This window comes from Acinetobacter sp. V116_7, from assembly GCF_056735735.1.
The window spans coordinates 399322-418531 of sequence record NZ_JBWZIF010000014.1 but is presented as its reverse complement, the minus strand read 5'-3'; the positions used below and the strand labels follow the sequence as shown (position 1 = coordinate 418531).

General features: G+C 40.9%; 15 protein-coding genes. 9 read left to right on the top strand and 6 right to left on the bottom strand.

Features of this window, described 5'->3' with window-relative positions:
- Positions 1 to 45: 45 nt before the first annotated feature.
- Positions 46 to 663: a TetR/AcrR family transcriptional regulator gene (locus AC1PJP_RS06560; protein WP_005307701.1), complete on the bottom strand. Its 618-nt coding sequence runs from the start codon at positions 661 to 663 to the stop codon at positions 46 to 48.
- Positions 664 to 741: 78 nt separating this feature from the next.
- On the opposite strand from AC1PJP_RS06560, the gene adeD reads away from it, so the two are divergent.
- Together adeD and adeE are read left to right on the top strand one after the other, a co-directional pair.
- Positions 742 to 1866 carry a multidrug efflux RND transporter periplasmic adaptor subunit AdeD gene (gene adeD, locus AC1PJP_RS06555; protein ID WP_479766702.1) on the top strand — a complete coding sequence of 375 codons (1125 nt, stop codon included), beginning with the start codon at positions 742 to 744 and terminating at the stop codon, positions 1864 to 1866.
- A 9-nt stretch (positions 1867 to 1875) separates the two neighbouring features.
- On the top strand, positions 1876 to 4989 hold the full coding sequence (adeE, locus tag AC1PJP_RS06550) for a multidrug efflux RND transporter permease subunit AdeE (protein WP_479766701.1): 3114 nt from the start codon (positions 1876 to 1878) through the stop codon (positions 4987 to 4989).
- A gap of 77 nt (positions 4990 to 5066) precedes the next feature.
- On the opposite strand, the gene AC1PJP_RS06545 is transcribed toward adeE, so the two are convergent.
- Together AC1PJP_RS06545 and AC1PJP_RS06540 are read right to left on the bottom strand one after the other, a co-directional pair.
- Positions 5067 to 5672 (bottom strand): nitroreductase family protein, encoded by a 606-nt coding sequence (locus AC1PJP_RS06545; protein WP_107883001.1) that lies wholly within the window; start codon positions 5670 to 5672, stop codon positions 5067 to 5069.
- Positions 5673 to 5705: 33 nt separating this feature from the next.
- Complete coding sequence (locus tag AC1PJP_RS06540; protein WP_479766700.1) at positions 5706 to 6491, bottom strand: SDR family NAD(P)-dependent oxidoreductase; 786 nt, start codon at positions 6489 to 6491, stop codon at positions 5706 to 5708.
- A 123-nt stretch (positions 6492 to 6614) separates the two neighbouring features.
- On the opposite strand from AC1PJP_RS06540, the gene AC1PJP_RS06535 reads away from it, so the two are divergent.
- Positions 6615 to 7181, top strand: coding sequence for a TetR/AcrR family transcriptional regulator (locus AC1PJP_RS06535; protein ID WP_479766699.1), 567 nt, complete (start codon positions 6615 to 6617; stop codon positions 7179 to 7181).
- Here the strand turns inward: AC1PJP_RS06535 and AC1PJP_RS06530 are convergent.
- Positions 7178 to 8335 carry a glycerate kinase gene (locus AC1PJP_RS06530; protein WP_479766698.1) on the bottom strand — a complete coding sequence of 386 codons (1158 nt, stop codon included), beginning with the start codon at positions 8333 to 8335 and terminating at the stop codon, positions 7178 to 7180. The genes AC1PJP_RS06535 and AC1PJP_RS06530 overlap by 4 nt on opposite strands.
- 396 nt (positions 8336 to 8731) lie before the next feature.
- On the opposite strand from AC1PJP_RS06530, the gene AC1PJP_RS06525 reads away from it, so the two are divergent.
- The 5 genes from AC1PJP_RS06525 to epmA all read left to right on the top strand — a co-directional run bounded on the left by AC1PJP_RS06525 (position 8732) and on the right by epmA (position 14690).
- Positions 8732 to 11140, top strand: a complete 2409-nt coding sequence (locus tag AC1PJP_RS06525; RefSeq protein ID WP_479766697.1) for an FdhF/YdeP family oxidoreductase — start codon at positions 8732 to 8734, stop codon at positions 11138 to 11140.
- 78 nt (positions 11141 to 11218) lie between these two features.
- Complete coding sequence (gene fdhD, locus AC1PJP_RS06520) at positions 11219 to 12004, top strand: formate dehydrogenase accessory sulfurtransferase FdhD (protein ID WP_479766696.1); 786 nt, start codon at positions 11219 to 11221, stop codon at positions 12002 to 12004.
- A gap of 150 nt (positions 12005 to 12154) precedes the next feature.
- A complete protein-coding gene (locus tag AC1PJP_RS06515; RefSeq protein ID WP_151827521.1) occupies positions 12155 to 12547 on the top strand; it encodes a YkvA family protein in 393 nt (130 codons plus the stop codon).
- Positions 12548 to 12651: 104 nt separating this feature from the next.
- Positions 12652 to 13719 carry a 4-phosphoerythronate dehydrogenase gene (locus tag AC1PJP_RS06510; protein WP_199942896.1) on the top strand — a complete coding sequence of 356 codons (1068 nt, stop codon included), beginning with the start codon at positions 12652 to 12654 and terminating at the stop codon, positions 13717 to 13719.
- Complete coding sequence (epmA, locus tag AC1PJP_RS06505; protein WP_174744014.1) at positions 13716 to 14690, top strand: EF-P lysine aminoacylase EpmA; 975 nt, start codon at positions 13716 to 13718, stop codon at positions 14688 to 14690. The genes AC1PJP_RS06510 and epmA overlap by 4 nt, the downstream gene beginning before the upstream one ends.
- A gap of 58 nt (positions 14691 to 14748) precedes the next feature.
- Here the strand turns inward: epmA and AC1PJP_RS06500 are convergent, their stop codons facing one another.
- Together AC1PJP_RS06500 and radA are read right to left on the bottom strand one after the other, a co-directional pair.
- On the bottom strand, positions 14749 to 15741 hold the full coding sequence (locus tag AC1PJP_RS06500) for a Tim44 domain-containing protein (RefSeq protein ID WP_013197042.1): 993 nt from the start codon (positions 15739 to 15741) through the stop codon (positions 14749 to 14751).
- Positions 15742 to 15823: 82 nt separating this feature from the next.
- Complete coding sequence (gene radA, locus AC1PJP_RS06495) at positions 15824 to 17212, bottom strand: DNA repair protein RadA (protein WP_013197043.1); 1389 nt, start codon at positions 17210 to 17212, stop codon at positions 15824 to 15826.
- 487 nt (positions 17213 to 17699) lie between these two features.
- Here radA and AC1PJP_RS06490 point away from each other — a divergent pair, with 487 nt between their 5' ends.
- Positions 17700 to 19106: an amino acid permease gene (locus AC1PJP_RS06490; protein ID WP_005307657.1), complete on the top strand. Its 1407-nt coding sequence runs from the start codon at positions 17700 to 17702 to the stop codon at positions 19104 to 19106.
- Positions 19107 to 19210 lie beyond the last annotated feature (104 nt).

Here is a 19210-nt window from a genome sequence, read left to right as displayed (position 1 = left end):
TATTTCATAGAAAAGCCCTTCTTATCAAAGGGCTTTTTATAAAATCTATTCTTTATATTGCCATGCTTTTAAAAAGGTCCGGCAAACTTCTTCATTTAACTGCTGTAGCTCTTGAGGAGTCGGAATGTTTCCGCTAATCAGCGTAGCAGGATATGCATATCCCATTACAGCACCGAGGAATGCTTTTGTTGCTTCCTCTGGCTGATCAATTTTAACAATGCCTGCATTGTGTGCTGTTGCAAGAATATCGGTTAACGATCTTTTAATATTTCCTTGAGTACGCTGTTGAATTTTTGGAAGAATTTCCTTCATTTCAACTAATGCAATAATCAGCAATCTTTGCAGACGAATGACGTCAATATTATAAAAATGATTTTGTACAGCCTGCCCAATTTCTAAGAGTAATTGATCTAGGCGCTTATTTTTTAATTCATGTTGTTCAACAAAAGGCACTTCCATTTCTGTTTTTAAATGATCAAAAACTTCAATAAGTAGAGCCGTCTTAGTTGGGAAATGGTTATATAAAGTTTGTCGATTTGTTCCTGCTTTAGCTGCGATAGCTTCTAAACGAACTTCTAATCCATGCTCAAGAAATAGTGCACGTGCTGCTGCAAGGATAGTAGGGCGAATTCGAGAAGGACGACCTGGAGATTTTTTTAACATATGAGGATTTCTTGCACATCTTATTTATTTACTTTACAGTAAAGTAAATAAATTGTCTATAAGTCTGGGGTCCCAGATATGCTTGTTTTTAATTTTTTTCATCGTAATACATTGTGTTTATTGCCTTTGTTGCTTTTCTTGAATGGCTGTGATGCTGACCAGCCTGCGACCAAAAATATTCAACAGGTGGGCACAATCACTATAAAACCAGAGACGATTGAATCTACCTATCAATTGGCTGGAAGAACTGTTGCCTCTGAGATTTCTCAAGTGCGGCCACAAGTAAATGGCGTGGTGGTCGAGCAATTGTTTAAAGAAGGCTCTCAGGTGAATAAGGGGCAACCCCTTTATAAAATTGATTCTTCACTTTATCGGGATAGCGTTGACGAGGCCGCGGGTAACCTTGCACTTGCTAAAGCAACAGTCAATTCGACTCGTTTGCAAGCCGAGCGCTATAAAGAATTGATTAAAGTAAATGGCGTGAGTCAGCAAGAGCTTGATAATGCTCAAAGTGCATATGAACAAGCAAAAGCCACCGTGACAGTAAATGAAGCCTTACTGAAAACGGCACGAACCAATTTACGTTATACGCAAGTTACGGCGCCTATTTCAGGACGGATAGGGCGCTCTTCAATTACACGTGGAGCTTTAGTCACCTCGGCCCAAACAGATCCTTTAGCAACGATTCAAAAACTGGACCCCATGTATGTTGATTTGACTCAGTCGAGTGACGAATACATGGCGCTGCGCAAACAGCTTACTGAAAATGGAATAAAACCGACTGAGCTTTCAGTACGTTTACAGCTTGAAAATGGCACGAACTATGCGGAACAAGGAACATTTAAATTTAGTGATATTGCAGTAGATGAAGCCACTGGAAGTGTCACGTTACGTGCTGCGTTTTCTAACTCGAATAATGCTTTATTACCGGGAATATATGTACGGGCGGAACTTGGAACAGGCACACGTCCTAACAGCATCTTAATTCCTCAAGGTGCGCTGTTCCGAGATGCAGAAGGAAATGCGCTTGTTTGGGTTGTTGGAAAAGATAATAAAGCCGAACAACGAAAAATTACTTTAGGGAGTGCGATTGATAATCGTTGGTTAGTGACCTCTGGCTTGAAAGCGGGAGATCAAGTCATTGTTGATGGTCTGCAAGGTTTAAGTGCCGGCATGACGATTGATCCTACCCCAATGAGCTGAGGATTCTCTATGTTGTCGAGTTTTTTTATTGCACGACCTATTTTTGCTTGGGTTCTCTCTATTTGTATTATGGCATTGGGGACGATTTCGATTTTAACGTTACCCATTGAGCAATATCCTGACATTGCACCACCAGGTGTAAATGTCACTGCGAATTATCCGGGCGCATCGGCCAAAACTGTTGAAGACAGTGTTACCCAGATTTTGGAGCAACAAATTAAGGGTATTGATGGTCTTCTTTATTTTTCATCGAGTAGTAGTTCGGCAGGACAAGCACGCATAAGTCTTAGTTTCGATCAAAATACCAATCCCGATACCGCGCAAGTGCAGGTGCAAAATGCTGTGAATCAGGCGCTGAGTCGATTACCTCAAGAGGTTCAGCAGCAAGGGATCACTGTAACAAAATCACAGGGTGATAGTTTACTGGTCTTTGCGCTTTACGATGAAAGTGGGACTAGATCTTCTGTCGACATATCTGACTATATGGTGAGCACACTTCAAGACCCATTAAGTCGGGTCGATGGAGTAGGTGAAATCACTGTATTTGGTGCTCAATATGCAATGCGTATCTGGCTTGATCCTCATAAATTAAACAGTTATGGATTAATGCCATCAGATGTTAGAACCGCAATTGAAGCACAAAACACTCAAATTACTGCGGGAGAATTAGGCGCATTACCCACGCGTGATGGGCAGGCTCTAAATGCAACAGTAACAGCATTATCTCGGCTACAAACCGTGAGCCAATTTGAAAATATTATTTTGCGGACACAAACAAATGGTGCGGTTGTATTACTTAAAGATGTTGCCCGAGTCGAGCGTGGTGCAGAGAGTTATCAGACGTCTACACGTCTGAATGGAAAGCCAGCTTCGGGAATGTCTATTCAACTTGCATCCGGTGCCAATGCATTAGAAACGGCTGAACGAGTTAAAGCTGAGGTCACACGATTAACTGCCTCTATGCCAGCGGGTTTAAAAGTTGCATACCCACGCGACAGTACGCCATTTGTAGAAGCTTCGGTAAATGGGGTGATTAAAACTTTAGCTGAGGCGATTGTTCTCGTCATTATTGTCATGTTCTTATTTTTGCAGAGCTGGCGTGCGACTTTAATTCCGGCAATTGCAGTTCCGGTCGTATTGTTAGGAACATTTGGTGTGTTGAGCGTACTTGGCTATAGCATTAATACACTGACTTTGTTTGCGATGGTTTTGGCAATTGGTTTGCTTGTAGATGATGCAATTGTGGTCGTGGAGAATGTTGAGCGGGTTATGCATGAGCAAAATGTTGATGCTCGGCAAGCCACCTTAATTTCAATGCAAGAAATATCTGGCGCGCTCGTTGGTATTGCAATGGTACTTGCGGCAGTATTTTTACCTATGGCATTTTTTGGTGGCTCAGTCGGGATTATCTACCGCCAGTTTTCGGTAACGCTCGTATCGGCTATGGTACTTTCTGCAATTGTTGCTTTAACACTTTCACCTGCGCTATGTGCAACCTTACTTAAACCTGCAAATGAAAAGCATAAACAGAGAAAATTTTTTACTTGGTTCAACCGTAAAGTAGAGCAAGGTCAATCAGGCTACCGCACAAAGCTAGTTGCTGTTTTAGGTAAACCCAAAATATTTATGATCATATTCTTAGGTATTACAGCTTTGTTAGGCTGGCAATATACGCGTATGAATACTGGGTTTTTACCACAAGAAGACCAAGGCTCGGTTATGGTCCAGTTTAGTACACCTGTAGGCACGACACTCGCTGAAACAGAACGGGTAGGTAATCAGATCGCAGATTATTTCTTGACGAAAGAAAAGGATAATCTCAATGTGATTTTCATGGTGATGGGTAGAAATAATGCGGGCAGTGGTCAAAATGTGGGAATGGCATTTGCTGGACTCAAACATTGGGATGACCGAGAAGGTAGTGAAAATACAGCCGAAGCTGTGATTGCTCGCGCAAATGCACATTTTAAGTCGCTGCGTAACGCACGTGTTCAGGTACTTTCACCCGCTGCTGTAAGGGGTCTTGGTCAATCAAGTGGTTTTGAACTTTGGTTGCAAGATGCGGAAAATAAAGGACGAGATGCTTTAATTGCTGCACAAAATAATGTGTTAAAAGCAGCAAATGCTGATTCTGGCCTAGCAGCAGTACGTTTGAATAGCTTAGAAGATAAAGCCCAGTTACAAGTCGATATCGATCAACGAAAAGCCAGCGCTCTTGGTTTAGCCCAAGCTGATATCAGTAATACATTATCTTCTGCTTGGGGCGGATCTTATATTAATGACTTTATTGATAGGGGACGTGTTAAGCGAGTTTATTTACAAGGCGAAGCGAACTATCGTTCTTTACCTCAAGATATTGGGCAGTGGTATGTTCGTGGCGCTACTGGTCAAATGACACCATTTTCTAGTTTCTCTTCTGTGAAATGGCAAATGGGGCCTCAAATGTTGCAACGCTTTAATGGTCTTTCAGCCGTCCAACTTCAAGGCTCTGCTGCAACAGGTGAAAGTTCTGGCGGGGCTATGGATAAAATGCAGCAGTTAGTTGACCAGCAACAAGGCTTTAATCTTCAGTGGAGTGGATTGTCTTATCAAGAGAAGTTAGCGGGTGGCCAAACGATCTGGTTATATTTAGCCTCAATCATCTTTATCTTTTTATGTTTGGCAGCACTTTATGAAAGCTGGTCTATTCCTGTCTCTGTCATGTTGGTTATTCCTTTAGGTCTTATTGGCGCTGTAGTTGCTGCAAGTCTGGCAGGTTTTGTTAACGATATTTACTTTCAGGTCGCTATGCTTACCACGATTGGACTTTCTGCCAAAAATGCTATTTTGATTGTTGAATTTGCGGCAGCCAAATTGGAGGCTGGTCAGGCATTAATGGACGCCATTATTGAAGGTGCGGGTCAGCGATTACGGCCAATTATTATGACATCTCTGGCTTTTGTTGCAGGTGTTCTACCATTGGCTGTATCTACAGGAGCAGGAGCTGTAAGCCGAAAAGAAATTGGTATCGCCGTCACTGGTGGGATGATTTCGGGAACTCTACTTTCTATTTTCTTTGTGCCTTTATTTTTTCTTTTAGTTCGTCGTTTAACCAATAAGTTAAATGCCCAAAAGGCAAAATGATTTTACAAAACAGAATGTCTTTAACAATTAGACCCTCATGCTATAAGAAGCATGAGGGTCTAACTCCGACTAAAAACTTAGAATGTATTTTGAATAATGACATCATCGTAAGGAAGTTTGCCCACACGTGGGTAAGGCTGAGAGGCTGACTTACCAACTGCAATCATTAAACACACCACATGATCTTCAGGTAAGTTAATCAGCTTTGCCATGGCATCAAAGTCAAAACCATCCATAGGGCAACTGTCTAAACCATGCTCTTGAGCAAGTAACATTAAAGTTTGAGCAAAAATACCCGCACTACGCATAACTTCATCACGTTGAGTTTGTGGGCGGTCACGGTAATATTGATCAATCGCACCTACCATAATATTTTGCACTTCTGGAGTCGCGCCATCCCACACGCGTTTAGCGTCGGCTTCCCACGAGCTTACTTTTGCGCATAACACAATGAGTAAAGAAGCCTCGGTAACTTGTGGTTGATCCCATGCAATGGTGCGAATTTTTTGTCTTAACTCAGCATCTTCAATCACAACAGGGCGCCAGTGCTGCAAATTAAACGCACTTGGAGCATTTGCTAAAACTTCTTGTAATAACTGCTTTTTATTATCGTCAGAAAGTTGAAATGCAGGGTCAAAGCGTTTAACTGCACGGCGGTTACGGATGGCGTCAATAACATTCATAAGATTTTCCTACTTGAGAATTGGGTAGCAGTATTAGTTAGTTTTATAACGTTGGGCTACATCAGCCGAAGAAAAGTTTGGTAGTAATGTGATACGTGATTTTTCAAAATTATTCCATTGATTTTCGTCTTTCAGCACAGGAATTGTAATCGTTTCTTTGCGGTCAAAACCAATCAGAGCCGCATCGACCAAATCATTGACATCCATTAATGGTGGAACTTGGCTTAAGTCGATGCCTGAACGTTCCCAAATTTCGGTTTTAGTTGCAGATGGCAATACGGCTTGAACATGCACGCCATGATCTTTTAATTCTAAATATAAACCTTGGCTAAAAAATTGGATGAAAGATTTACTTGCGCCATAAATGGTCGAACCAAGTTCAGGAGCTAATCCAAGCACTGAACCTAAATTAATAATCGCGCCTTTACCTTTGCGTAGAAGAGGTTGCGAAATTGCATGAGACAACCGAACAACTGCGGTCATATTTAAAGTTATAAGTTTTTCAATGTCTTTAATATCTTGAGTCAAAAAGTTTCCATTCAGTGCAATCCCAGCGTTATTTACCAAAATTTCAATATCAGCATCGTTTTTGAGTACATCTTCAATTTTAGTGATGTCTTGATCTTTTGATAGATCGGCTTGAATGAACTCGACCTGTACACCGTATTTTTCTTGAAGGTCTTTTGAGATTTTATCTAAGCGGTTGGTGTCTCGTGCAACCAAGATTAAGTTATGGCCACGTTGAGCAAATCGGTCTGCATACACAGAACCAATTCCTGACGAAGCTCCTGTAATAAGTACTTTTGATTGAGCTGACATGTGATGTCTCCACGCTTTAATTTTTAGATGATGACTACAATCTAAAATATACAATTTTTGATGTCAACCATAATCAATGTATAATTATGACCAGTAGGGTGAATAAAAAGTGAGTAGGCCAACATGAAAGTCAGTAAAACTCAGGTAAAAGAAAACCGAGATAAAATTGTTGAAAAGGCGACTCAACTCTTTCGTAGCAAAGGCTATGACGGAGTTGGCATTGCCGAGTTAATGTCTAGCGCGGGCTTTACTCACGGCGGCTTTTATAAACATTTCACTTCGAAGACCGCCCTTGTCTCAATTACCGTTAAACATGGACTTGAGCAGGTTTTAAAAAGAATAGAAGGTTTAAACTTAACTCAATTTATTCAGCTTTATGTGTCCCGCACTCATCGAGACAACCGAGATTTGGGATGTACCTTAACAGCGTTATCTTGTGATGCTGCAAGACAGCCAGACGAAGTAAAAGTCGAATTTGAAGAGGGTATTGAGCAACTTATTCAGTTCATTATGAATGAACGAGCCAAACAAGTTTCTTTGGAAGCGCCAGAGTTGAGAAAGCAAGCCATTAATATTCTTGCCCAATCTGTAGGGGCAATTGCATTGTCTCGCGCATGCCCAGACCAATCAAACCTTAGCGATGAAATATTGGAAAGCTGTAAAGAAAGCCTTTTAAAGTTAGCTGATTAAACTTTTTTATCTCTCAAACTGGTTTGGCTAAATTGAATTAACCTCGCAATATCGACAGTTCTTTCATAAATAAGTTTGGCCGCATGTTCGCAGGCTTGTTCTAATGTGATCGGGCCATTAGTTAGCGAAAATGCAGCTGTAACGCCGTGCTCATAAAGCGCTTGATAGCCTTCGCCTAATGTTCCTGCAATGACAATGACAGGAACATTGTGTGTTTTGGCAATTTGACTCACCCCAAAAACTGTTTTACCACTTAAGGTTTGTTGGTCAAATTTACCTTCACCCGTAATGACCCAATCTGCATTAGAGATTTTTTGGGCAAGCTGATTGAGTTCGGCCACAACCTTAACTCCAGCCTTAAACTCAGCATTTAAATAACTTTTGGCTGCAAAACCTAAACCTCCCGCAGCGCCAGAACCCGCTTCATCTCGTTTATCGAAACCTAAAAGCTTAAGTGAGACATCGGCAAAATGGGCAAGAGCTCCATCGAGTAACTTTACTTGAGCAGGTGAAGCACCTTTTTGTGGACCAAAAATATGAGATGCGCCGTTTGGACCACAAAGTGGATTGGTCACATCGGCAGCTAGTAGAAACCGTGTGTGCTGAATACGTGGGTCGAAATGCGTTAAATCAATTTTTGATAGGCTTTTAAGCGCGAGTCCACCTGCGGGTAAAACGTTGTGGTTAGCATCGAGCAAAACTGCGCCCAAAGCACTGAGTAACCCTGTACCACCATCATTGGTTGCACTGCCACCCACAGTTAAAATAATATCTTTTGCACCTGCGTCTAAAGCATCTAAAATGAGCTGGCCTGCGCCAAACGTTGTGCTTCGGCAGGCATCACGCTCAGATGGTGGTACTAACTGTATGCCGCTCGCTTGAGCCATTTCAATGATGGCGATTTTTTGTTTTTCTAACCATCCCCATTTTGCTTGAACAGGCTGACCTAATGGTCCCATTACGGTTTTTTCACGCCATTCCCCTTCACAGACCTCTAACACCGCTTCTATGGTTCCTTCACCACCGTCTGCCATTGGACATATCAGTGTTTCAGCATTTGGAAAAACCTCTTGCCATCCTTTGGCAATGGCTTGAGCGACGCCCAAAGCCGATAGGCTGTCTTTAAAAGAGTCTGGCGCAATCACAACCTTCATAAGTTCTCTGAATCTGTTTTTTTCAATTAATTTATACTGCTTAAACCCATAAAAACCTACTTAAAATGACGTAAATTTCAGCTCATTACATCATTTCTATTTTTTAAAAATATAAGGTGAATTATGTTTTTATCTGTAAAAAACAGGTCATTTTGTTTTTAAGGTATTGTTATTATTTAATTTAAATAATTTTTGGGTTTTGGCTGAATGATTGTAATTATAAAAAATATGGCACATATTATAACTAGCGTTGAGGCTGCCTCTAAATATCATGAGTAAGATAAAAGTGGATTTTTACTTATTAAGATAAACAGCAAATAGCGTAGATATAACCATAATTAAGTTGTGATTTATTGCACCTATAGAATGTGTAAAAAGTAATAAGAGGATGACAAAGTGGATAATTCAGAAGAACAAAAGCATATTCAGGAAAATAACGGCTTTGCACGAATTGAACCCTATACTCATCCTGCGGGCGGATGGGGAGCACTTCTTAGTGTCGCTCGAAACTTAAAGCGGCAAGATATTTTAAAAAAAGGTTCGATTACCTTACTCAATATTAACCAGCCTACAGGGTTCGACTGTCCCGGTTGTGCATGGCCAGAAAAGAAAAATGCTCATGCCTTTAACTTCTGTGAAAACGGCGCAAAAGCAGTTGCATTTGAAGCAACCAGTAAAACAGTGACTCCCGAATATTTTGCAGGTCATACCGTCAGTTGGTTATCAGAACAAAGTGATTTCTTTCTAGAAGACTTAGGTCGCTTAACAGATCCAGTTCGCTACGATGCTGCAACCGATAAATATGTGGCAATTTCATGGGATGAAGCATTTCAGATTATTGCTAAGCATCTTCATGCCTTAGATAACCCAGATCAAGCTGCGTTTTATACCTCTGGCCGTGCAAGTAATGAGGCAGCATTTTTATATCAATTGTTTGTGCGAAGCTTTGGAACAAATAACTTCCCAGACTGTTCGAACATGTGCCATGAAACCACAAGCGTTGGATTACTTGATTCGATTGGTTTAGGAAAGGGCACAGTCACCCTAGAAGACTTTGATTTAGCTGATGCAATTTTTAGTTTTGGGCACAATCCCGGAACTAATCACCCACGTATGTTAGGTACTTTGCGTGAAGTGTCTAAACGTGGCGGTAACATTGTTGCGATTAACCCAATTAAAGAACGAGGACTTGAACGTTTCCAAGACCCACAAGCACCACTTGAAATGATGACTAACGGCAGTACCCCAATTAGTCGTTATTATTTCCAACCTAAAATTGGTGGTGACTATGCACTGATGTTAGGGATTTTAAAGCACCTAAATGAGTGGGATAAAAAGGCGCTCGCTTCAGGTAAACCAAGCGTTTTTGACCGAAACTTTATTGCGGTGAATACAATCGGTTTCGACGAGATGATTGCCGAGGTTGAAAAAACTGAGTGGGAAGATATTTATAAACACTCGGGTCTATCACCAGAGCATTTAGAAAAACTCGCTAAGCTCTTTTTAGAGTCTGAGCGCTCAATTTTCTGTTGGGGGATGGGTATTACTCAACATCGCCATGGAACAGCTAATGTGTATATGTTGGCGAATTTATTATTGGCTCGTGGGCAAATTGGTCGTCCGGGTGCAGGGCTTTGTCCAGTTCGTGGGCACAGTAATGTGCAAGGCGACCGAACTATGGGCATTAATGAGTTACCTAGTCCTAAATTACTCGACAACATTGACCGCGTGTTTGGGATTAAATCTCCTAGAAAAAATGGGCATGGTGTCGTTGAAACGATTAAAGCTATGGCTGAAGGTGAGGTCAAAGTCTTTATTGGTTTAGGTGGTAACTTTGCAGTTGCGACGCCAGATACACCGTATACCCAAGAAGCGCTTAGAAAGTGTAATTTAACCGTTCATGTTGCAACCAAGTTAAACCGTAGCCATTTGGTTTGTGGTAAAGAGGCGCTGATTTTGCCATGTTTAGGCCGTACCGAAATTGATGAGCAGCTTCATGGTCCGCAGGCCATTTCAGTCGAAGATTCGATGAGTAATATTCATTTGTCGGCTGGGCGTAATACCCCAATTTCTGAAAATATTTTATCTGAACCCGACATCGTGGCAAGAATGGCTGAAGCCGTGCTACCAGATAGTAAGATCAAATGGAAATGGTACATTGAAAGCTATGATCGTATTCGTGACTCAATTGCTGAGGTCTTTGATGAGTTCCATGATTTTAATTTACGTGTCTATAACCCGGGTGGTTTCCATCTAGAGCATCCAGCCAATCAGCACATTTGGAACACAAAAAGTGGTAAGGCGCAGTTTATGATTACACCTCTGAGTGAAGTCTATGGCGATAAAGAAAATCAATATGCTGCTGCTTATACTGACAGCAAAGTTTATACCTTAATGACCACTCGCTCTCACGATCAATACAACACGACGCTATATGGTCTCGACGACCGTTACCGCGGAGTTTTTGGGCAACGCCGTGTTTTGTTTATGAACCAAGCAGACATTGATGAAGCTGGCTTTGAAGCAAATCAGTGGGTTGATATTGAAAGTGTTTTCTCAGATGGGGTTAAGCGGATTGTACATAGTTTCCGTATTGTGCCTTACAACATTCCACGTGGCAGTTTAGCTGCGTACTATCCAGAGACTAATCCTTTAGTGGCGTTAAGCAGTCATGATAAATACGCCAAAATTCCAGCTTCAAAAAGTGTTCCTGTGATATTGCATGCTGGTGATGCGCCCGCACACTTTAATTTGGCAACGGCAGTTGACCCTGAAGATGCAGATAAGAAAGTAAGTAACCTTTAAATTAACAGCGATATTAAAAATGTAATTCAAACAAATGGCGCTCTAATCAAGCGCCATTTCAAGATAAAGGAAATTATTTTGACACCACATTCTTATGGGGTTGAAACATTACAAGTAAAGCGGTTTAAGAAAACCGAATCTGAAAGTGTTTTAGATAATATTGTTCAAGAGCATCCGATTGCTTTGGTATATAACGGCATTTCTCATGCAGTAATGATGGCTACACCTACCGATGTGAGTTTGTTCGCTAAAGGTTTTAGTCTGTCCGAAGGAATTTTAACGAGCTTAAAAGAGTTGTACGCCATTGAGGTTCATGAAAGTGAACTGGGAATTGAAGTGAATATGACCATTTCATCCAGAGCATTTGCTGCGTTAAAAGAAAGGCGACGGATGTTAATGGGGCGTACAGGATGTGGTTTATGTGGCATTGAAAGTTTGGAGCAGCTTCAGCTCGATATTCCTAAAATTACCATCGAACCTTCCAAAGAGTGGCTCGAACAAATTCCAGTCGCGATTTCTCAATTAAAAGATCAACAAAAAATTACTGCCTTGACGGGTGGCGCTCATGCCGCTGCTTGGGTGGTTCAAGGCAAAATCATAGCTTTATTTGAAGATGTCGGCCGTCACAATGCCTTAGACAAACTACTAGGTTATTTAGCTCAAGAAAACTACGACACCAGTTTAGGTTTTGTTGTTATGACCAGTCGTGCAAGCTACGAATTAATTCGTAAATGCGCTCAGCTTAATATTGGTTTATTGGCTTCAATTTCTGCTCCAACCAGTATGGCTATTCGACTCGCAAAAACTTCAGGCCTAACTTTAGCAAGCTTTTGTCGTGGAGATGATTTCGTTTTATACACATAAAGCTCATGCATTGAAATATTGATCATATCAGCTCAAATGCTAAGAATGATCAAACATAATGGAAATATACATTTCTATTTTGCCTAATTTTAAGTTAAGCACGAACTTTATACTTTATGATCAGACTTATGTAGTTCAGAGTCTGTCCAAATGTCTTGGTTACAATCACTAAAAGAATGGGCAAAACGTCTAAAAAAACAAATTATTATGCTTTGGTTTGCATCAAAGCATCCTCAAATGCCATGGTTCCCAAAAGTTATTGCTGTGGTGGCTGTGGCTTATGCCTTTAGTCCCATCGATTTAATTCCAGATTTTATTCCTATTTTAGGCCTTTTAGATGAGGCCATCATTTTACCGATACTCATTTGGTTAGCGCTTCGATTTACGCCTCAACAAGTTATTTTCGATGCAGAACAGCAAGCTAATGAATGGCTAGAAGAACATGAAAAAGGGCCACGAAATTATTTGGTTGCTGTACTTATTATTTTAATGTGGCTCACTCTTGCGGTGATGGCTTATTTTTATTTCGGCGGTGGTTTGTAGGTGAACTACGCTTAGAAACCTTCTCGTAATTTAACGCCCTGAACATTGTGCTTTGCTACAACTCAAAGGATAATAAGGTTTTTATAAGCTTTGAGTTGCAGATAATGAAAATCGTCGCAGATGAAAACTTGGCATTTACCGATTACTTTTTTTCAGAATTTGGCGATATTCAACACCATGCAGGACGCACCTTAACGCACGCAGATGTAAAAGATGCTGAAGCTTTATTGGTTCGCTCAGTCACCGCAGTAAACGAAAGTTTAATTCAAAACACCGCTTTAAAATATGTGGGTAGTGCCACAATCGGCACCGATCATTTAGATATTTCTGCTTTAGAAAAACAAGGAATTACATGGGCGAATGCAGCAGGTTGTAATGCGCAGGCAGTTGCTGAATATGTCATTACTGCTTTACTTCATTTAGATGCCAACCTTTTAGAACAACAAGAAAAATTTACCCTAGGCATTGTGGGGCTTGGAAACGTCGGTAAGCGTTTGGCATACATGGCCCAGTTGCTTGGCTGGAATGTGATTGGTTTTGACCCATTTGTGCAGTTAGATTCAATTAAAAATGTAAGTTTAGAAACCCTTTTGCAACAAGCGAATGCAATTTCAATTCATGTGCCTTTAACCAAAAATGGTGAACATGCGACGTATCATCTTTTTGATGAGCAAGCGTTTGCTGCACTTCAACCAAACACGATTTTAATTAATAGTGCGCGTGGCCCAGTCGTTAAAGAAGCTGCTTTAATCGAAGATATTCAGCGTACCCAACGTAAAGTTGTGCTCGATGTGTTTGAGCATGAACCAGTCATATCTGAAGAACTTATAGACATGTTGGCGTTGGCAACACCGCATATTGCAGGTTATAGCCTTGAGGGGAAGGCTCGAGGTACGCAAATGATTTATGAAGCATTCTGCCAAAAGTTTGGGTTTGATATAAATAAACGTTTCGAGACTCAGTTACCTGCATGCGAAGACTATTTTTCAGGACATGATTTAAAGGCAGTGCTCAAGCAAAAATTAGCTAAAATTTATGATATTGCTCAAGATGATGCCAACATCCGTGCCTGTGTTAAAGAAGGTAAAGTAGAGCAAAAAGCATTTGATTTATTACGTAAGAATTATCCGCTGCGCCGTGAATGGGCAGCACACGGGGGACCACAGGCATGAGTTTAAGTTATCAACCTACTTGTTCAATTGATGCTTTAAAGGCTCGTGCTAAGCTTTATAACCAGATTCGTCAATTTTTTGCTGAACGTGATGTCATGGAAGTCGAAACACCGATTGTTTCACAAGCAGGTGTCACCGATGTGCATTTAGCATCTGTTCAGGCTTTACGTCATATTAATGGCAAATTGCAGACTCAATATTTACAGACCTCGCCTGAGTTTGCTATGAAACGGTTATTGGCAAGCGGTAGTGGGCCGATTTATCAGATTTGTAAGGTTTTTCGAGACGATGAACATGGGCGTAAACACAATAGTGAATTTACCATGCTCGAATGGTACCGTCCGGGTCTAGACTTAAAAGCTTTAATGCATGAAACTGCCGATTTATTGCAGACTTGTTTGCAGCATCGTTTTGGTGAAGTTCGTCCGTTTATTTTAAGTTATAAACATGCTTTTCAAGATCGCCTCGATATCAACCCTTTACAAGCAACATTGAAGCAACTCAAAGATACTGCAAATCGTGTGGGATTAAATCTTGATTTAGGCGATGATCGTCTAGCTTACATGGATTTATTATTTTCTCATTTTGTTGAACCAAGTTTAGGATTTGATGCGCCAGTCTTTTTAACTGACTTTCCACCAGAAATGGCATCTTTGGCAAAAGTGAAAGTAGATGAAGATGGGGAAGAGGTCGCAGCACGTTTTGAGGTTTATATTGAAGGTTTAGAGCTTGCCAATGCTTACGATGAATTGCTCGACGCAGAGGTGTTACGTTCACGTTTTGAAGCAGACAATGCAGAGCGTGCTAAGCAAGGCCTTCATGTTATGCCTTTAGATGAACACTTGTTAGCAGCACTGCCTCATATGCCAGAATGTTCAGGGATTGCTTTAGGTATAGACCGTTTACTCATGGTTGCAATGGATCAGGTCAAAATTGAAAAAGTCATTACATTCCCAGCTGAAATTGCTTAAAAACTGACAAATAAAAAAGCCACAATATTGTGGCTTTTTTATTGAGGGTTTATTTAGCTTAAGCTTGTTGAATACCTGCAACAACCCAATCTTGCTGAGAACCAGCAGGTTTAACAAAGTGCCAGATTTCAGTAAATGGTTGTGGCAAGCTGTTTAAATCTTCACTTACTGTACCTGTAAAGCGTACGCTTACAACGTATTGACCATTTTCAGTCGCACTGTCTACAACCATCGCATTCAGATTGCTAAATTCAGCAACGTCTTGATCTTGGTTTTCCATGATGTCGTTATACATAGAACTATAAAGTTCTGGTGTTAAGTAACGGCGAATTTCTTCAATGTTACTTGCAGTATTCATCGACTGGATGTGATTAAAACGTTGACGTGCAATACGTAAGAAAGCAGCAGGTTCACTACCATCTGGAAGTTGATTGCCATTGCTCGTTGTTGCACCGCCAAAAGGAGCTTGGGTTGCTGCACCGCCACCAACAGATTGACCAAAGATATTTGTATTATCTCCAGCATTACGTGGTGTCGCTTGTGGTGCAGCAGAACGACCAAATGGGTTTTGACCGTCGTTATTTGGTGCGTAAGGATTATTAGCTGCTAATTTTTTTTTTGCGCCCAATTTGCGGAAAACAAAAAAGGCTAAAGCTGCTGCAAGTAATACCCAAAGCCAGCTAGGAATTCCACCTTTTTTCTCTTCTTGTTGCGCTTGAGCAGCTTGTTCTGTTCCAGCTTGAGTTGCTTGATGTTCAGTTGATGTTGGTTTGTCATCAGCTAAAGCATTTGCTGCAACAGCACCTACGGCAGCACCAGCCACACCAGCTGCAACCATTGAACCAACACCCGGACCTGATCGTTGAGGTGCAGTAGCAGGTTGTTGAGCAGGAGTCACTTGACGAGGTTGTTGATAAGACTGGCTTGAAGTAGTAGAGCGTGCCATACCGTGGCTTTTACCACCACCTGCACGTTTAGCTTCAGCAAGAGGCGAAATTGCTAAAGCAGCCATTAAAATACCGGTAATCAAGCCACGCTGGTGTACTTCCATAGGAAATTCCTGTCTAAAATTAAATTGTAATAGTATTTATGAAGGTATTTACGCTAAATTTCAACCATAAAAGTATGTTTTTTTATGTCAATTCATCACTGAGTTGCATTGCCTCAGTCAATGCTTCATGCAGACGGGCAACCGCAATGACTTGTACGCCTGGAATTGCTTTTTGCGGCGCATTACCTCTAGGCAAAATGACATACTTAAAGCCATGTTTTGCAGCTTCTTTTAAACGCTCTTGGCCATTTGGTACAGGACGAATTTCACCAGAAAGGCCAACTTCTCCAAAAACGGCAAGTTGCTGAGGCAATGCTTTGGTTCGTAAACTTGAAGCACATGCTAATAAAACTGCTAAGTCTGAACCTGTTTCGGTAATCTTTAAACCACCGACAATGTTGACATAGACGTCTTGTCCGGTGGTTTGAACACCGCCATGGCGATGCATTACAGCAAGCAGCATGTTCAAACGGTTTTGTTCCAGACCCAATGCTACGCGACGAGGTTGTCCTTGAGCATCATCAACTAAAGCTTGGACTTCGACCAAAAGAGGGCGAGTTCCTTCACGGCTAATCATTACAATTGAACCCGGAATCGCTTCATCATAACGGCTTAAGAAAATGGCAGAAGGGTTGGCAACTTCACGTAAGCCTTTATCTGTCATGCCAAATACGCCAAGCTCGTTCACCGCACCAAAACGGTTTTTAACAGCACGAATCATTCGATAGCGTGAGTCTGATTGGCCTTCAAAATAAAGTACACAATCCACCATGTGTTCTAAAACACGTGGACCAGCCAGTGCACCTTCTTTGGTCACGTGACCAACAATGAAGAGTGCAGTGCCACTATTTTTTGCATAACGAGTTAATAAAGCAGCAGATTCACGAATTTGCGAAACACCACCCGGTGCCGATTGAAGTGTTTCTGTATAAAGCGTTTGGATCGAATCTAAGATCGCCACGACAGGTTTTTCTTGTTCTAAGACTTCGCAAATACGTTCAACACAGGTTTCTGCCATGACTTTTAACTGGTCAGTAGGTAGGTCAAGACGTTGAGCGCGAAGTGCAACCTGAGATAAAGATTCTTCACCGGTAATATAAAGTGCAGAGCTTTTTGCACTTGCCATATAGGTTGCTGTTTGCAAAAGAATAGTCGATTTACCAATACCGGGGTCACCACCAATCAATACGACTGAACCCGTAACTAAGCCTCCGCCAAGTACGCGATCAAATTCGCTGATGCCTGTCGGTAAGCGTGTTTCATGGGAAAAAGTGACTTTATTTAGAGTTGTAATATTGGCAGCTTGACCAGCATAGCCCCCAACTTTTGGACGTGCGCGGTGAGCGGTGGTTGGCTCAAGTTTGACTTCAGTCAAAGAATTCCATTCACCACACTCTGAACATTGACCTGCCCATTTAAGATGATCGGCACCACATTGTTCGCAACGGTAAACAGTTTTGACTTTGCTCATATTCGACTTCAGTTAAAAACTTCTTAATTAATAGTAGAAACGGAGTATAACAAAACCAAAATAGAGAATCAGTTTTGAAGTGGAATACATTTTGCTTAATTTAAAACAACGAGAATATTAGGTCATTGTCATGTGTTAGTTAATTTAAAAGATTAAGGTCGAGCAGGGGTGTTTTTAATAAACAGATGAAGGACTGAAATGAAATTGAAGATTAGAAAATGGTCAATTGAGTCGTCTTTTTAATTTAAAAATCAGACAAGTTCAAGTCATGTTTTTAGACCGTAAAGTGCGTTGTATTGCTATGGGCTTGTGCGTATTATCAGATTTAATTGTATGTAGCTTGAAATCATCAGCAATACAGATAAAAATCGGTTAGCTGAAAAATTATCAAAAAATATACATTTAAAAGATACCTGCAAATGGTGCGATATCGTCTTTTTGATTTTAGCTAACGGACTAAAAAAAATTACTGGAGTGTATTGATAAGATGTCGAATCAAAATCTGAATGAGCCTCATGAACAAGGTGAGCTCCATCGTAGCCTTTCAAATCGGCATTTACAGCTGATCGCGATTGGTGGTGCAATTGGTACGGGATTGTTTATGGGATCAGGCAAAACGATTAGTCTTGCTGGCCCTTCAATCTTATTTATTTACCTGATTATTGGTGTGATGGTGTTTTTTGTCATGCGTGCGCTTGGCGAATTACTTCTTTCAAATCTTGCCTATAAATCATTTATTGATTTCACAACAGATTTAATTGGCCCATGGGCAGGTTATTTTGTAGGTTGGACCTATTGGCTGTGTTGGATCACCATTGGTATTGCCGATCTTTCTGCAATTATCTATTACTTACAATTCTTCAATAATGGTCTACCTTTCTCGCCAGTCGAAGGTGCCATGATCAGTGTTGCAGCCATCGTATTCATTATGGGTTTGAACTTGTTAACAGTTCGCCTGTTTGGTGAGTTGGAGTTTTGGTTTGCGCTTATCAAAATCCTAGCAATTATTATTTTAATTGCTGTGGGTCTATGGATGATCTTTACGGGCTTTACCTCGACTACTGGTGAAGTGGCATCCTTTACTCATTTGTGGGCAAATGGTGGTTTCTTCCCGACGGGTGTACATGGCTTCTTGGCAGGCTTCCAGATTGCGATTTTTGCTTTCGTTGGTGTAGAGCTTGTCGGAACAACGGCTGCGGAAACTAAAGATCCTGAACGTAATTTGCCTAAAGCAATTAACTCAATTCCAATTCGTATCATTATTTTCTATGTGTTCGCATTAATTATTGTAATGTCAGTAACACCATGGAATAAAATTGATCCGGCGATCAGCCCGTTTGTAAACTTGTTTAGTCAAGCAGGCGTTGCGGCAGCAGCAATCTTAATGAACTTGGTTGTGTTGTCATCAGTGATGTCATCAATGAACAGTGGCGTGTTTTCAACAAGCCGTATGTTGTTTGGTCTATCTCGTGAAGATCAGGGACCAAAAGCTTTTGGTAAATTGAACAGACGTGCGGTACCTGCAAATGCATTGTATTTCTCTGCTGCATGTTTATTGTTAGGTGCAGCATTACAGTATTTTGTACCAAATACTGTTGAGGCGTTTACACTTGCAACAACACTTTCAACGATTCTGTTCATTTGTGTGTGGTTACTCATTATCTGGAGTTATATCCGTTACTACACTACACGTCCTGAGCTGCATGCAAAATCAACATTTAAATTGCCGGGTGGGCTATTTACATGTTGGATCACGATTATTTTCTTTATTGGTATGATTTACGTGTTGTCTTTAGAGCCAGATACGTTTAAAGCGCTTAAAGTCAGCCCAATCTGGTTTATTATCTTGATCATTGGTTATTTCTTCTTCTATAAACCGCGTCATAAAAAGTAATTAAATTTATTTGGTTATGATTAAACGCTGGCTGAAAAGCTGGCGTTTTTTATGCATATTGTTTTTCTCTTTAAGTTTACTCTTTAGCCGCCTGCATGATCACG

What these genes read in the sequence shown, in the direction of transcription:
- AC1PJP_RS06560 (WP_005307701.1), bottom strand. Translation starts at nt 663, where the DNA reads ATGTTAAAAAAATCTCCAGGTCGTCCTTCTCGAATTCGCCCTACTATC.
- adeD (WP_479766702.1), top strand. Translation starts at nt 742, where the DNA reads ATGCTTGTTTTTAATTTTTTTCATCGTAATACATTGTGTTTATTGCCT.
- adeE (WP_479766701.1), top strand. Translation starts at nt 1,876, where the DNA reads ATGTTGTCGAGTTTTTTTATTGCACGACCTATTTTTGCTTGGGTTCTC.
- AC1PJP_RS06545 (WP_107883001.1), bottom strand. Translation starts at nt 5,672, where the DNA reads ATGAATGTTATTGACGCCATCCGTAACCGCCGTGCAGTTAAACGCTTT.
- AC1PJP_RS06540 (WP_479766700.1), bottom strand. Translation starts at nt 6,491, where the DNA reads ATGTCAGCTCAATCAAAAGTACTTATTACAGGAGCTTCGTCAGGAATT.
- AC1PJP_RS06535 (WP_479766699.1), top strand. Translation starts at nt 6,615, where the DNA reads ATGAAAGTCAGTAAAACTCAGGTAAAAGAAAACCGAGATAAAATTGTT.
- AC1PJP_RS06530 (WP_479766698.1), bottom strand. Translation starts at nt 8,335, where the DNA reads ATGAAGGTTGTGATTGCGCCAGACTCTTTTAAAGACAGCCTATCGGCT.
- AC1PJP_RS06515 (WP_151827521.1), top strand. Translation starts at nt 12,155, where the DNA reads ATGTCTTGGTTACAATCACTAAAAGAATGGGCAAAACGTCTAAAAAAA.
- AC1PJP_RS06510 (WP_199942896.1), top strand. Translation starts at nt 12,652, where the DNA reads ATGAAAATCGTCGCAGATGAAAACTTGGCATTTACCGATTACTTTTTT.
- epmA (WP_174744014.1), top strand. Translation starts at nt 13,716, where the DNA reads ATGAGTTTAAGTTATCAACCTACTTGTTCAATTGATGCTTTAAAGGCT.
- AC1PJP_RS06500 (WP_013197042.1), bottom strand. Translation starts at nt 15,741, where the DNA reads ATGGAAGTACACCAGCGTGGCTTGATTACCGGTATTTTAATGGCTGCT.
- radA (WP_013197043.1), bottom strand. Translation starts at nt 17,212, where the DNA reads ATGAGCAAAGTCAAAACTGTTTACCGTTGCGAACAATGTGGTGCCGAT.
- AC1PJP_RS06490 (WP_005307657.1), top strand. Translation starts at nt 17,700, where the DNA reads ATGTCGAATCAAAATCTGAATGAGCCTCATGAACAAGGTGAGCTCCAT.